The organism is Natronorubrum halobium (genome assembly GCF_051351675.1).
Classification (GTDB): domain Archaea; phylum Halobacteriota; class Halobacteria; order Halobacteriales; family Natrialbaceae; genus Natronorubrum.
Window position 1 is genome coordinate 3742718 of sequence record NZ_CP195595.1, and the last position, 13713, is coordinate 3756430.

General features: G+C 63.7%; 17 protein-coding genes. 4 read left to right on the forward strand and 13 right to left on the reverse strand.

Annotated features, from left to right (window positions below; genetic code table 11):
* Positions 1-6: 6 nt before the first annotated feature.
* From ACSFC7_RS18575 to ACSFC7_RS18595, 5 genes are all read right to left on the reverse strand, one after another.
* A complete protein-coding gene (locus tag ACSFC7_RS18575) occupies positions 7-1140 on the reverse strand; it encodes an ABC transporter substrate-binding protein (RefSeq protein ID WP_436344305.1) in 1134 nt (377 codons plus the stop codon).
* Between the two features lie 125 nt (positions 1141-1265).
* On the reverse strand, positions 1266-1637 hold the full coding sequence (locus ACSFC7_RS18580) for a hypothetical protein (protein WP_436344306.1): 372 nt from the start codon (positions 1635-1637) through the stop codon (positions 1266-1268).
* Positions 1638-3140 (reverse strand): TrkH family potassium uptake protein, encoded by a 1503-nt coding sequence (locus ACSFC7_RS18585; protein ID WP_436344307.1) that lies wholly within the window; start codon positions 3138-3140, stop codon positions 1638-1640. It lies immediately after the preceding gene.
* Between the two features lie 113 nt (positions 3141-3253).
* Positions 3254-3916 carry a 5,6-dimethylbenzimidazole synthase gene (gene bluB / locus ACSFC7_RS18590; RefSeq protein ID WP_436344308.1) on the reverse strand — a complete coding sequence of 221 codons (663 nt, stop codon included), beginning with the start codon at positions 3914-3916 and terminating at the stop codon, positions 3254-3256.
* Between the two features lie 102 nt (positions 3917-4018).
* The gene (locus ACSFC7_RS18595; RefSeq protein ID WP_436344309.1) at positions 4019-4906 is read right to left on the reverse strand and encodes an endonuclease III domain-containing protein; all 888 of its coding nucleotides are present in this window, start codon (positions 4904-4906) and stop codon (positions 4019-4021) included.
* A 153-nt stretch (positions 4907-5059) separates the two neighbouring features.
* Here ACSFC7_RS18595 and ACSFC7_RS18600 point away from each other — a divergent pair, with 153 nt between their 5' ends.
* Positions 5060-5311, forward strand: a complete 252-nt coding sequence (locus ACSFC7_RS18600; RefSeq protein ID WP_436347987.1) for an Lrp/AsnC family transcriptional regulator — start codon at positions 5060-5062, stop codon at positions 5309-5311.
* 301 nt (positions 5312-5612) lie between these two features.
* A complete protein-coding gene (locus tag ACSFC7_RS18605) occupies positions 5613-6068 on the forward strand; it encodes a response regulator (protein ID WP_436344310.1) in 456 nt (151 codons plus the stop codon).
* 9 nt (positions 6069-6077) lie between these two features.
* Here ACSFC7_RS18605 and ACSFC7_RS18610 read toward each other — a convergent pair whose 3' ends face one another.
* The 5 genes from ACSFC7_RS18610 to ACSFC7_RS18630 form a co-directional block, all read right to left on the reverse strand.
* A complete protein-coding gene (locus ACSFC7_RS18610) occupies positions 6078-6491 on the reverse strand; it encodes a DUF371 domain-containing protein (RefSeq protein ID WP_436344311.1) in 414 nt (137 codons plus the stop codon).
* 412 nt (positions 6492-6903) lie between these two features.
* Positions 6904-7272, reverse strand: a complete 369-nt coding sequence (locus ACSFC7_RS18615; protein ID WP_436344312.1) for a hypothetical protein — start codon at positions 7270-7272, stop codon at positions 6904-6906.
* Positions 7273-7329: 57 nt separating this feature from the next.
* Positions 7330-8673: an alkaline phosphatase family protein gene (locus ACSFC7_RS18620; protein ID WP_436344313.1), complete on the reverse strand. Its 1344-nt coding sequence runs from the start codon at positions 8671-8673 to the stop codon at positions 7330-7332.
* A gap of 245 nt (positions 8674-8918) precedes the next feature.
* The gene (locus ACSFC7_RS18625; RefSeq protein WP_436344314.1) at positions 8919-9053 is read right to left on the reverse strand and encodes a hypothetical protein; all 135 of its coding nucleotides are present in this window, start codon (positions 9051-9053) and stop codon (positions 8919-8921) included.
* Between the two features lie 299 nt (positions 9054-9352).
* On the reverse strand, positions 9353-9883 hold the full coding sequence (locus ACSFC7_RS18630; RefSeq protein ID WP_436344315.1) for an inorganic diphosphatase: 531 nt from the start codon (positions 9881-9883) through the stop codon (positions 9353-9355).
* A 204-nt stretch (positions 9884-10087) separates the two neighbouring features.
* Here ACSFC7_RS18630 and ACSFC7_RS18635 point away from each other — a divergent pair, with 204 nt between their 5' ends.
* The gene (locus ACSFC7_RS18635; RefSeq protein WP_436344316.1) at positions 10088-10447 is read left to right on the forward strand and encodes a PadR family transcriptional regulator; all 360 of its coding nucleotides are present in this window, start codon (positions 10088-10090) and stop codon (positions 10445-10447) included.
* 32 nt (positions 10448-10479) lie between these two features.
* Here ACSFC7_RS18635 and ACSFC7_RS18640 read toward each other — a convergent pair whose 3' ends face one another.
* Positions 10480-11127 carry a DUF7108 family protein gene (locus ACSFC7_RS18640; RefSeq protein WP_436344317.1) on the reverse strand — a complete coding sequence of 216 codons (648 nt, stop codon included), beginning with the start codon at positions 11125-11127 and terminating at the stop codon, positions 10480-10482.
* Between the two features lie 61 nt (positions 11128-11188).
* The gene (gene rnhA / locus ACSFC7_RS18645) at positions 11189-11782 is read right to left on the reverse strand and encodes a ribonuclease HI (protein WP_436344318.1); all 594 of its coding nucleotides are present in this window, start codon (positions 11780-11782) and stop codon (positions 11189-11191) included.
* A gap of 162 nt (positions 11783-11944) precedes the next feature.
* On the opposite strand from rnhA, the gene ACSFC7_RS18650 reads away from it, so the two are divergent.
* Positions 11945-12907 (forward strand): transcription initiation factor IIB, encoded by a 963-nt coding sequence (locus tag ACSFC7_RS18650; protein ID WP_006108914.1) that lies wholly within the window; start codon positions 11945-11947, stop codon positions 12905-12907.
* Between the two features lie 80 nt (positions 12908-12987).
* On the opposite strand, the gene ACSFC7_RS18655 is transcribed toward ACSFC7_RS18650, so the two are convergent.
* Positions 12988-13608, reverse strand: coding sequence for a DUF4399 domain-containing protein (locus ACSFC7_RS18655; RefSeq protein WP_436344319.1), 621 nt, complete (start codon positions 13606-13608; stop codon positions 12988-12990).
* Between the last annotated feature and the right edge of the window lie 105 nt (positions 13609-13713).

A 13713-nucleotide genomic window follows, 5' to 3' on the forward strand; every position in this document is an offset into this window, starting at 1 on the left:
GCCGCGTCAGGAGTCCGTCTCCATCTCGGTGAACGCGCTGGAGAGGTCGTCGCTGTGCTCGGAGAGGAACTCCCAGTCGGGGAAGGCGATCTGTTCGGCTTCCTCGCTGTTGCCCGGCAGATCGTCGGCCAGATCGCCGGCGTACTCCGTGTTCTCGTTACAGAACAGGGACGGGAGCTCCTCGGACCACGTCGACTGGACCTCGGCGTCCATGAGGAAGTTGATGAACTCCTCTCCCTGCTCGCGTTTGTCGGTCCCCTCGACGACACACCAGTGGTTCAGGTAGCCGGTCGTCTGCTCCGGCATCGTGTGTGTCAGACCGTCGTAGTCGTCGATATCGTACGCCGTCTGCTCGTAGTACCACTGGGCGACGTCGATGATCTCGCTCTCGAACGCCTGCCAGATGTCCTCGCCGGAGCTCGCCCAGCTCTCGATCGGCCAGTCGGCGACGGTCTCGAGAACGTCGTCGTGTCGGTCCGCGTCGTGCATCTCGCCGGCGAGCGCTTCGTCGTCCATACCGACGGCGGCGGCGTACATCGGATACCACCAGAAGCCGGTGTCGACGCCGACGCCGTTGCTCTCCGCGACGGCCGACGACGAGAGGTCCGCCCACGAGTCGGGCTCGAAGTCGAGATCCTCCCGGTGGATGATCGTACAGGGGGCCCCGTCGATCGGCATCCCGTACTCCGTGTTCCGGAACTCCCGGTAGTGGTCGATGACCGCGTCGTAGTTGGGGACGTTCTCCGTCCTGATCTCGTGGAAGAGGTCGTCCTGTCGGCCCAGATAGTAGAAGTTGCCCTCCGTGACGGTGACGTCGAACGGCGGATCGTCGTCCGGCGCCGTCTGGATGTCCGTGAGGATGCCGTCCCAGCCGCGGTGGATTCGAACCTCCGCGTCGAACTCCTCCTCGTACATCGGGACGACTGACTCCTCGAATCGGTCGGCGTAGTTGCCGCTCCAGACGCTGACGTCCAACGTGTCGCTGCTGCTCGAGAGCAGTTCCGTACAGCCGGCGAGGGCGGTCGCCGAGCCGACCCCTGTCGCGGCGAGCAGTCGGCGACGCGACACGGAAGATGTGTCAGATGGAGTTGATACGTCGGTCTCGCTCGTCTCTGCAACCCGGTCCGGGTCTGCAGCCATTGGTACCCCGGGTCTACCCCGACGGTGACATAAAATCGTTGTGGACTTCGAAGAACGTCTCGGTTCGATCCCAGTCCGGCCCGTGATCCGCGACGGAGTCTCGGCGGGAGAGACGGTCGGTCGACTCACTCGTCGGTGCCGTCGGTGCCGCCCGACGGCTCGCCAGCGGTTTCGCCTTCGCCGGCGGCCGCCTCACCGTCGCCGTCGCGTTCGGTATCGCTCTCGACGCTCTCGGACGCGTCGACGTCGCTCCCATCGTCGGCCTCGACCGATTCGTCGTCCACCGACTCGGCCTCCCGATCCCAGACCCGGACCCGAAAGCCGACGTAGCCGGGAATCAGGCAGAGGTAGACGGCGACGACGGCCATGGTTACGGTCGACCGACCGAGAACCGCAACCGTCGCCAGCAGTCCGACACCGATCAGAAGCAGCGCCTCGAAGGAGCGGTTCGAGGCTTCCTCGAAGGGAGCCTCGAGAAACGGCTCGAGATCGACCACTCAGACCACCTCCTCGTAGAGGATCTGGGCCGTGACGAGCACGGGCACGATCTCGAGGCGACCGATCCACATCGCGAGGACGAGTGCGACCTTGAGCGACGAGGGAATGGTCGCGTCGACGATACCGCTACTGAGACCGACGTTCCCCTGGACGCTCGCGACTTCGAAGAGGACGTCCGCGGTCGCCTCGCCGGGGAGGACGAGCAACGCGACGACGCTCGTCGCGAACAGGAGGACGAACCAGAGTACCGCGATGATGGCGGCGGTATCGAACGCCGCCGAGGCGCCGCCGGCGGTATCCGCAGTCGACTCGCTGGGGTCGTAGACGTCCATCCCGTGTTCGGGCGCGTCGAGGAGGAGCCGTCGGACTCGAATGACTTTCACGCCGCCGGCGGTCGAACCGGCCGCGCCGCCGACGATCATCGATAGCGTGACGACGAGCAGTCCCGACGAGGCCCACGAATCGCCGAGCGCGCTGTCGGTCTGGAAGCCGGCGCTGGTCGTCCCCGAGACCGCCTGAAAGACGCCGTATCGAATCGCCTCGGTCGGCTCCGGATACGACGCCGAGACGACGAGCGAGCCGACGACGACGACCGTACTGACCCCGAGCGCACCGAACAGCCACGTCGTCTGGGCGTCGCCCCGGACCTTCTCGAGGTCGCCGCGAAAGAGGAAGAAGAGGAGGCTGAACGACACTGCGCCAACGATCATAACGGGGAGCAGTGCGAGTTCGACGACCGGATCGTCGTAGGAGCCGATGCTGTCGGCGGTGATCGTAAAGCCGCCGGTCGTCACGCCGGTCATCGCGTGGTTGAGCGCCGCCCACGGCCCCATCCCGACGAACCAGAGCCAGAGCGCGCTCGCGACGGTCAACAGGGCGAGCAGCCACCACAGCGCGGCGGCCGTCCCGGCGGTCGTCGATCGGATCGTCTCGGTCGGCGCCATGTTGCCGTGGATCGCCGAGAAGGAGTCGCTCTCCTCGCTGCTGACGAACGCCGACGCGAGGACGATCACGCCGATGCCGCCGACCCACTGGATCAGCGAGCGCCACCACTGCAGGGTTCGCGGCAACTCGCCCGGATCCGCGGCCATACTGAACCCGGTTCCCGTAACGCCGCTCATCCCCTCGAACACGGCGTCGATCGGCGTGAGGAAGGTCTCGAGCGACCCCGTCATCACCGGGACGGCGACCGGCGGCGGCTGAAGCCGAACCGTCCAGGCGACGAGCAACAGCGGCAGGGCGCTCAGGAGTCCGGCGACGAACCAGCCGACTGTGACGGTGATGACTCCCGAAGACATGCCGTCGACGTCCTCCGGGGCGTCGAAGAAGGACTCGAGGCCGAGGCCGATCCCCGCTGCTACCGCGGCGGTCAGCAGGAAGGCAGGGATCGCGTAGAACTCTCCCCACGCGATCGCGACGACGATCGAGAGCGCCGGCAGAAAGGCGTAGACCTTGACGAGCGTCCCGAAATCGTAAAGTGCGCGACGAAAGGTCTCGTCCATCGTGGCCAGGTGGCGGCGACGATCCGCTTGGGAACAGTACGAAAACCACGCGTAAGAGGGTTGGTCCGGGATACGCAGGGAGCGCCTCGAGTCGCGGCCGCTACGACGTTGCGTCAGTCGCCCGATCGCTCGCCCTCCCACCGCCCCTCGTGGACGAGTTCCTCGACTGCGAGCCGCTCGCGCCAGCCCTCCCGCTGGAGGACCGGTTCGTCCGGAAAGCCGTCCTCGGGGTAGCCCAGACAGAGGTGCGCGACCGGTTTGACGTGCGGCGGAATCCCCAGCACCTCTCGGACCTCGGAGGGATAGAGGACGCTCACCCAGCCGACGCCGACGCCTTCCGCACGGGCGGCCAGCCAGAGGTTCTGGACCGCGAGACAGGTGGAATAAACGTCCATCCGCTGCATCGAACTCCGGCCGAGCACGTGGGGCGCTCCGCGCGTCGGATCGCAGGTCACGCAGACGTTGATCGGCGACTCGCGGATCCCCTCGAGTTTCAGGTCGGCGAACTCGGACTTCGTGGGTTCCTGATACCCCTCTCGAGCGGCCGCGACGGCCCGATCGGCGATCTCGGCGATCGCCGCTTTCGTCTCGTCGTCCCGGACGACGATCAGATCCCACGGCTGGGAAAAGCCGACGCTCGGGGCGTGGTGGGCGGCCCGAATCAGCCGCTCGAGGGTGTCCTCGGGGATCGGATCCGCCCGAAACCGTCGAATGTCGCGCCGAGCGTAGATCGTCTTGTAGACCGCCTCTCGCTCGGCGTCCGTGAACGAAACCATTGATTCAGTAGATAAAGCTCGGTTGTATAAACGCGGTGATCGGTATCGAGCGACGACGGATACCGATCGAGTACCCGTATCGACTCGAGAACGTGGAAGGGATCACTCGCCCGCTTCGGGAGCCTCGGCCGGATCGACGACCTCGTCCGTCTCGGGATAGACGCCCACCTGATCGCAGAGATCACCCATGGGACAGGCGTCGGGATCCTCGAGACAGGCCGGCTTCCGCGCCGTGCAGTACTCGCGGCCGAACTGGATCGTCGCCGTGTGGGCGAAGCCGCACTTCGCGGCGGGGACGTCGCGCTCGAGGACGGCCCGAACGCCCTCGTGATCCGCGTCTGCCGGGGCGATCCCCAGCCGTCGATAGATCCGGTGAACGTGGGTATCGACGGGGAAGACGCCGCCGCGGCCGCCCGCAAAGAGGAGGACGCAGTCGGCGGTCTTCGGCCCGACGCCGCGCACCTCGAGGAGGGTGTCGCGAACCGTCGACGGCTCCTCGTCCTTGACGAAGGCGTCGAACGCGGCGGCGGAGCCGAACGCCTCGAGGACCCAGTCGGCGGTGTCGATGAGCGTCTCGGATTTCTGGTTGTAGAGCCCTGCGCCGCTGATCGTCTCGGCGAGTTCGGATCGTTCCGCGTTCGCGAGCGACTCCGCGAGATCGACACCGTCGGCTCGCGGCTGGCCGCTCGCACTGTCTGCGTCGCGTTGTGACGCACTGCCGCCGTACCGGTCGATTAACGCGTCGTGAGCCGGCTGACTCGCCTTGTCGCTGGTGTTCTGGCTCAGTATCGTGCGAACGAGGCAGGTGAAGGCGTCCTGCCCGCCGTACGTCTTCTCCCAGTACAGTTCGCCCAGTCGGTCGACGACCTCCTCCGCGCGGGTGTCCGCGGTCGCGGGGTCAAACTCGGCGGCGATGCCGCCACCCTCGGCGCCGCCGCTGATGTTCATTGACGGTTCGCGATCCGACTCGCGGCCAGGGTCGTCGCTCATACGTCCCGGTACGACCTCCGGAGCCAAAACGTCGCTGAAACGGCACCCGTTCGAACCGCTCGAGGGTCCGTCGGCAGCCGATCAAGGGCTTTTGTCGTCGCCGTAAAGCCTGCATACGGATTTGTCACCGCTCGATGCGATCGAAAGGCGATCCTGTACCACCTCCAACAGGACGCGATGCAACCGATCACGGGCATCGCGAACGAACTGAACGTGGCGGACAACGCGGTTCGAAACCGGATCGCCAAACTCGAGTCGGCGGGCGTCATCGACGGCTACACCGTCACCGTCGATTACGACCGCACCGGCGTCCAACACTACTATCTGTTTATCTGTACGACGCGCGTCGGCGATCGAGAGGCGCTGGCGGCGGACGTCCAGCGAATTCCGGCGTCGTCGAGGTGATCACCGTCACGACCGGCAAACAGACCGTCCACATCAAGGCCGCGGCGCCGACCAAGCGCGAAATCACCGCCTCGCGTACGAGTTGGACGAGCTCGGCCTCGAGAGCGTCCGCGAACACCTCATCTGGAGTCACACGCACCAGCCGTTCTCCGGGTTTCGATTCCCGGACGGCGGCTGACGATTCGATATCGTTCTCTCGTCCGCGTTTTCACCACCCCTCGGGTTGCGATATTTTCAACCCAACGATGTTCGTAGTGCCGTATTTATACGCCGAACGCGCCTGTACTGGCAGTGAACCGCGATGCCTTGGCGGAATAACGCTCGAACCGCGACGAAACACGTGCTGCTGATCGATCCGAACACTGACGACGCACGTCGATTTCGGGACGCGTTCGAGACCGTCGATACGGTGGCCCGTCTTCACGTGGTCGCTACCGGGGACGATGCCGTCGGGTTCGTTCGCCGAGACGGCGAGCACGCGGAGTCCCCGCGTCCGGATCTCGTCCTCCTCGATCCGGATCTCCCCGATTCAGGCGGGTACGAACTCCTCGCGACGCTCAAAGACGGATCCGAACCGCTGTCGACGCCGGTGATCGTTCTCTCGCGGTCGGAGTCCGACGACGATATCGTCAGATCGTACGACCTGCAGGCGAACGCCTACGTCCTCAAACCGGACGGAACAGACGAGTTCGAGCAGTTCGTCCGCCTGCTCGAGCGGTTCTGGCTCGGCTGCGTCCGACTCCCGACGGTGACCTGAACTCGCTACTCAGTCGACGCTGATCGTCACCGTCGCCTCGGCACCCTCCGCCAGCGCGGCGACGAGCTCGCGATCGAATCCCGCCGCGGCGAATTCGGCGTCGTTGACGATCGTTCGATCGTCGACGTACTCGCTCGTTCGGCCCACCGCACTTCGCTCGTTCGTGAACTCGAGGTCGGGATCGCCCCGTCCCGTCACCGAATCCGTACAGCCACCGGCGTCGATCATGACCGTGATCGTCGCGTCCGCATCCTGGCAGGCCGCGACGAATGCGGGATCGAAATCCGCAGGCGTGCGGTCGGCATCGATCGCGAGAATACAGTCTCCGGCCGGTGTGAGGAAGTCGTCGGTCGTAATTTCGAACGTGCTCGAGTGCTCGGCGGAGACGTGCTCGTGGCCGCGGGCGTGGATGACTTCGTCCATGCCCGGCAGTTCGTTGCGGGGCGGAAAACGGCCTCGAATGTCGCTCGCCATCTCGAACGCGTGACGCGACAGCGTTCGGGCGAACTTCGTTCCGTGTCGGGCCGAGTAGGCCACGTGCGGCGGCGCGCACTGTCGATCCGGCCCGAGCGTAAGTGAGGGGCGATCGACGCCACTGCGCGAGGTCGTCGCGAGTAACACGAGCGACTGCGTGGAAGACGCGAAGCGTCTTCCTGTGGACGAGTGAGCGACTGAAAGGAGCGAACGAGTCGGCTGGGGAGGGCGTGGAAATCACTGTTGCCAGCGTGAGGAGCGCTCGAGTTCATTACAATCGCTACGGGGGCGCTCGAATCCACCACAATCGCTACGGGGGCGACCTCGAGCCCACCACAATTGCTCCGAGAGCAACCTCGAGTCACGACCGCGTCCGATAGCCGGCACGGAACGCTCGGATCCCGGAGCCGATCAGCACCCCGAAGACGAGGAGGAAGAGGATCGGCACGATTCCGAGACGCCACTCTGCGGTCACGGATCCCGTCACGGCGCCAGCGAGTACCGACAGCGCGGCGCTCCCGACTGCGAGGACCGCCAGCCCGAGTCGAAGCGGCGATCCGGTCCGCCGAGAGAGCACGTACTGGGGCAATCCGATCCCGACGGCGAGGTAGATCGCCAGCCCGATGGGCGTGTGTCCGAGGATCGCGAAACTCCCGGTTACGATGCTGGCGACGCCAGCGAGGACGACGGCGAGGAGTACGGAGAGACCGAAGACCCTCGAGTCGTTCATGACGGACAGTTCTCTCAGGTGACAAAAGACGTTTCGATCGCTAACGGGGGACGCCGCTCAGACCAGACTGGCGCCGTCGAACTCGCCGCGACCGTACTCGACGTCGAGCAGGTCGAGGATCGTCGGCGTGATGTCGAAGAGGTCGGCGTCGCCGATCGTCGCGTCGGGGTGGTCGATGTACAGCGAGGTGTCGTCGAAGCTGTGCATGCCGTTTCGCGGCCCGGTAGTGAAGATCTCGGAGTCGGCCTTGAAGCCGGACTTGAGGTCGAAGCCCTTGTTCGGAATCGCGACCAGATCCGGTGCGATGTCGTCGTGGTCGCCGCGGAACGCTTCCTCCTTCTCGACGACGCGCTCGACGACCTTGTTGCCGTCCGGACCCTCGAGCGCCTCGATATCGGTCTTGAGCTGGTCGCGGACCTCGTCGTACTCGTCTTCGGGAACGGCACCGCGCGGTTCGCGGTTCTCGAGGTTGACGTAGAACCGGCCGGGGATGAACGAGTAGGCTTTGGTATCGTCGGAGATATCGCCCAGCTCCTCCGGTTCGTCCGTGCCGAAGGAGAGCCAGCCCTCCTCTCGGAGCCACTCGTTGAAGTGGACCTCGTAGTCGAGGCTGGTGAAGCCGTGATCGGAGGCGACGATCATGGTGACGTCCTCGGGCAGCGCCTCGCGAAGCCGGCCGATGTAGTCGTCGACCTTCTGGTAGAACTCGACGAACTCGTCGTGGTAGTCGCCGTCGCGCTCGTAGTCCTTGAACAGGAAGTGGTTGACCCGGTCGGTCGTCATGAAGACGCCGAAGAAGAGGTCCCAGTCGTCCTCCTCGATGTAGTGTTCGAACGCCTCGAAGCGAGCGTCGATCGTCTCGTGGGCGTCCTGAATGAACTCGCCCTTGTCGCCCTGATGGCCGAGTTTCGGATTGACGTCGATCCGGTAGTCGAGCGTCTCGAGGTAGTCACGGACGTCGTCCGGATAGGCGGCCTTCTCGAGGCCGGGCGAGAGGAAGCCCGAGACCATCCGCTGGACGTCGCGCTGGGGCGGGAAGGTGACGGGGACGTTCATCACGGTTGCCCGTCGGCCGTCCTCCTGAACGCGGTCCCAGACGCGGTCGGCCTGCACGTCTCGACCCATCGGGACGTAGGTGTCGTAGGTGCCGACCTCGCGGTCCTGAAAGCCGTAAACGCCCGTCTCGCCGGGGTTCATCCCGGTCGTCAGCGACGGCCAGCAGGCGCTGGATTCCGGCGGTACGATGCTCGAGATTTCGCCAGCCGTCCCCTCGTCGGCGATCGCAGCGAAATTTGGAAACAGTTCCTCGTTCTCCGATAGGAGACTGTACGGCACGCCGTCGACCCCAATAAATGCGACTCGGGGAGCTCCGTCGCCCCGCAATCGATCGAACAGACCCATGGACGGACGTAGTTCGACCGCATACAAGAAGGTTCGTTTCGAGACACTGTGTTGAGACGGTGTGGCACCGACTCACGCATCTACCGATGTCGACTGCGTTCCGAACGATCGCGACGGGGACCGGTATCGCCGGTGCTGCTCCAGCGACGTCCTCGTGAGGCCTCGAGCGGACGTTCGTACGAACTGATTCGAGCGGAGGTGGCTCGAGTGAGCGGTTCGAACGCGACTCGGCGTCGTCGACCGAGTCAGTCGTCCTGTCCGTCCCGATCGGTCGCCTCGAAGTTGGTGGGGACGACCGTCAGGTGTGCCATGCCGGCACCGGATTCGGCTGCGTCGTCTGCCGCGGAGGACGTTCGTGCGGACGGGTTAGTTGCTGCCATGACGAGTCTAGAGAGGACACTCACCCGGATAAAATTACCCATACTCATAATGCATGAGTCGAACGCGGGAATATAACTCCCGTAAATCCGGCGGCGACTGCGACAACGGAACGAGGTGGCTCAACGGCGGATTGCGGGACGTTCCGGACAGTGACGGAACGTGAACAGTACCGCAAAGCGATAGAGCGGACGGCGTATCACGCCGACGAGATGTGGGCGGGAGTACACACCGACAGGTCGGGAGAGCGGTCGCTGTGTCGTCTCGGAAAACCGGCGTCTGACGGGGCGTCAGACGGCTTCTAGAAGTTCTCTTCGTAGAGATCCTGGGCGTGCTCGATCGCGTCGTAGGCGGCCTGTTTGTCCTCCCAGCCCTGCGTTTCGACCTCCTTGCCCTCCTCCAAGTTCTTGTAGGTCGCGAAGAACTCGTCGATCTCGTCGAGTTGCTGCTGTGGGATGTCGTCGAGATCGTCGATGTGGTCGTAGCGCGGATCTCCGCTCGGAACGGCGATGACCTTGTCGTCCTGCTCGCCGTCGTCGTCCATCTTCATCAGCGCGACGGGTCGCGCTTCGATGATACAGCCGGGGAACGTCTGGTCCTCGACGAGCACGAGCACGTCGAAGGGGTCCTCGTCGTCGTAGTACGACTGCGGAATGAAGCCGTAGTCGCTCGGATAGTGGACGTTGCTGTGAAGGACGCGATCGAGGACGACTCCCGGAACGTCCTTGTCGTACTCGTACTTGTTGCGCTCGCCCTTGAGACACTCGACGACGGCATAGATCTCTTCTGGCGGATTCGGTCCAGTCTCGAGGTCTTCCCAGAGATTAACCATGTACCGGAGGCTTCACGGCCGATCAAAAAGTATTTTCGTAATCGATGTCACCTTACGTGTGAAGGTCATCAGATACCACCAAGACGTGATTCGATCGATTCCACCAGTATTCGGCGGCGTCGTACCCGATCTACCCTGGTATGATCGATGAATACCGAGAAATGGTTGACAAGTCTTAAATAGTCTGATGACATTTGCACAGGTATGTCAGAGGCACAATCAATCACCGGCGATCAGAGTATTGCACGCGAACTTACCGCGTTCCAGAACAACATCCTCGTCATCCTCGCGAAAGAACCGATGTACGGGCTGGCCATCAAACGCGAGCTCGAGGAGTACTACGGAACCGAAGTGAACCACGGTCGTCTCTACCCCAACCTCGACGAACTCGTCGAACTCGGTCTCGTCGAGAAGAGCGAACTGGACAAGCGAACGAACCAGTACTCGCTGACCGACGACGGCTACGACGCCGTCCTCGACGGCATCCAGTGGACGCTCTCGAAGGTCGTCACCGGTGACGATCGCGCGGACGAGATCAGCGAGATCGTCGAGAACAGCTACTGAACGCGCGACCCGACCAACTCCACCAGAATTTCTTATCGGACCCGCCGTTCAGGGACCGATACCCCGGCCGTCTCGTAGACGAGCGCGATCGATTCCTCGATCGCGTCTCGTTGCGCGTCCGACGGCCAGGCGTTTCGAACGAAGTACTCCGACCGAAACTCCCGTAGCTCCGCGCCCGTCAGGTCCTCGATGCGTTTCGCATAGTGGTTGCCGACGAAATCGGCGAGCAGCGAGGCGTTGTCCCCGTGGACGTCGCCGTGGTGTTCCCTGACGCGCTCGACGAGGTTCCGATTGTGCGCTTCGACCGCGTCCCAGTCGTCGGGGTCGGCCGTCCCCTCGAGGGGAACCTCGACGCCCCGCGAGATGTCGTCGATGCGATCGGTTCGGATGACGCCCTCTTCGTCGTCGTGCCACTCTTCGGGGTGGAGTACGAGCACGTCGTCGCCGTCGTCGTCGCGGATCCGAGACGTAAAGTCGTGTTCGTCGAGCAGTTGCTCGCGTCGCTCGGCGTGTGCCCGCGCTTCCCCCTCGTCGGAGACGGTCCGCTCGAGTCGTGTGAGCCGTTCTACCTCGTCGACGATTTCTGGAGGAAGGTCCTCACCGGCAGTCTCCTCCGCCGCAGTTCGGGCACCGTCGGTTTCACCGCCGGAGTCGGCAGGCGGTTCGTTCGAATCGGACATAGCCACCGATAGGCGCTCGAGGGTTTTTCCCTTGCTGGTCCGCGGTGACGTCGGTCCGGGATCAGCCCTGATCCAGCGCTTCGTTCGCGAGGTCGTCCGCGCGGTCGTTGACCTCCCGGGGGACGTGCTCTAAGGTCCACTCGTCGAACGCAGTAAGGAGTTCGCGGACGGTCACGCGCTTCTCGCGCAGTTCGGGGTTGTTGGTGTCGTACTCGCCCCGAACCTGCTTGACGATCAGTTCGGAGTCACCGCGCACGTGGATCTCGTCGTAGCCGTAGTCGCGGGCCGCCTCGAGGGCCGCGATCAGCGCCTCGTATTCGGCCTGATTGTTCGTCGCGGTACCGATCCGCTCACCGCCTTCGGCGACGATGCCGTCGCCGCTAACGATCACCCAGCCGGTGGCTGCAGGGCCGGGGTTTCCGCGACAGGCGCCGTCGAAGTAGACGTGTGCGCGACCGCCACCCTCGCGCAGGAGCGCCTCGATGTCCTGTGGATTCCCGCCCTGGATGACGACCTTGTCGTCGTACGCGACCGCCGTCGCGCCACCGCGGCTCGCTCGCCACCGCTCGTGATCCGTATTTCCGGATTCGACCGTCACACCCGCTTCCTCGAGTCGTTCTCGAGCCGTCTCGACGTCGCACTCGATGACCGGCATTCGTGGCTGTTGTCGTCGAGAGTCGGATAAAGTCTTTCCGGTTCCGAATCGTAAACCTCGAATCTGAAGCCCTGTATCGCTCTATTTCGGCACATTCGGCTGAGTGAGGCAAAACGCCTCCCGAGGATTTATATACTATGGTGATACTACTATAAAAGTGCGATGACACGGTCCACCCGCCAGCGGGAGCGAACGCGTGAGACGGACGAGACCGAGGATCAGGAAGGGGTGCGTGCGTGCCCTGAGTGTGAATCGGACAATCTCGTAAAGGACTCCGACAGGGGTGAGCTCATCTGTGAAGATTGTGGGCTCGTCGTGGAGGAAGAAAAGATCGATCCGGGTCCTGAGTGGCGTGCGTTCAACCATCAGGAACGTCAGGAGAAGTCCCGCGTCGGTGCGCCGACGACCCAGACGATGCACGACAAGGGGCTGACCACGACGATCGACTGGAAGGACAAAGACGCCTACGGCCGTTCTATCTCCTCGAAAAAGCGCAGTCAGATGCACCGCCTGCGCAAGTGGCAGGAACGCATCCGAACCAAAGACGCCGGGGAACGAAACCTGCAGTTCGCACTCAGCGAGATCGACCGAATGGCGTCCGCACTGGGTGTTCCGCGCTCGGTTCGCGAGGTCGCGTCCGTCATCTATCGACGCGCGCTCAAAGAAGACCTCATCCGCGGTCGATCGATCGAAGGCGTCGCGACGTCCGCACTGTACGCCGCCTGTCGGAAGGAAGGCATCCCGCGCAGTCTCGAGGAAATTTCGGAAGTTTCACGCGTCGAACGGAAAGAGATCGGTCGCACGTATCGGTACATCTCACAGGAACTCGGTCTCGAGATGCGCCCCGTCGACCCGAAAAAGTACGTCCCGCGCTTCTGTTCCGAACTCGAACTCTCCGAAGAGGTCCAGACCAAGGCCAACGAAATCATCGAGAAGACGGCCGAGGAAGGGTTGCTCTCGGGTAAATCACCGACCGGCTACGCCGCCGCCGCGATCTACGCTGCCTCGTTGCTCTGCAACGAGAAGAAGACCCAGCGCGAAGTCGCCGACGTGGCCCAGGTCACCGAGGTGACCATCCGGAACCGATATCAGGAACAGATCGAAGCGATGGGAATTCACGGCTAACTCGTCCGCTCACCGGTTTCTCATTTTTACGTGACGGCTCAGTATCCAGCGACTGCAACGTCGTCTGCCGGTTCGTGTCTCTACCCGTCAGTATTCGTCTCGTTGTCTCCGCCGGTATCGCCGTTTTCGCCCCCACCGTCACCGTCTTCGCCGTTTTCCGATTCGTTTCCGTTCTCGCCGTCCTCGACGACCTCGATCGCGATCTCGTCGGTCATCTCGTAGGCGTTGTGCTGGTCGTCACCGGTCTGTGCACAGAGTTCGTGCTCTCCCGGCTCGAGGTCGAGTTCGACCGTTTCTTCGCCCTCGCTTAGGTGGTGGTAGCCGTCTTCCTGCGGGATCACGCGTCCCGGATCGACGCAGCCTTCATCGACGATGACGTGCAGGTGTCCGACACCCTGGTCGGGCGGGTCCGCCTGGTCACCGCCGTCGTCATCGACCGCTTGAAGTTCGAAGTCCTCGACTTCCATCTCGACCTCGACGGGTGAGGTCACCTCGTCGCCATCGTCTGGACTAACGAGTTCGACTTCCCCTTCCGGGTTCTCGTGGTCGACGTCTTCGACCGCCTCCTCCTCGCCGTTTTCCTCCTCGGGCTCCTCGTCCTCGTCGTAATCCTCCACCAGGTCGCTACAGCCTGCGAGCGCCGCAATACCGGCTGTAACGCCCGCAGAGAGGTATCGTCGTCGTGTCGGTGTTCGTGTCATAGTATCTCGGTCGTTCGAACGCGTGCTGCGGCTCGAAATCGACTGATCACCCCCCGTTAGCCACCACGGTCGCTCCCCACTCGACGGGAACGGTAGCAGCCGGAT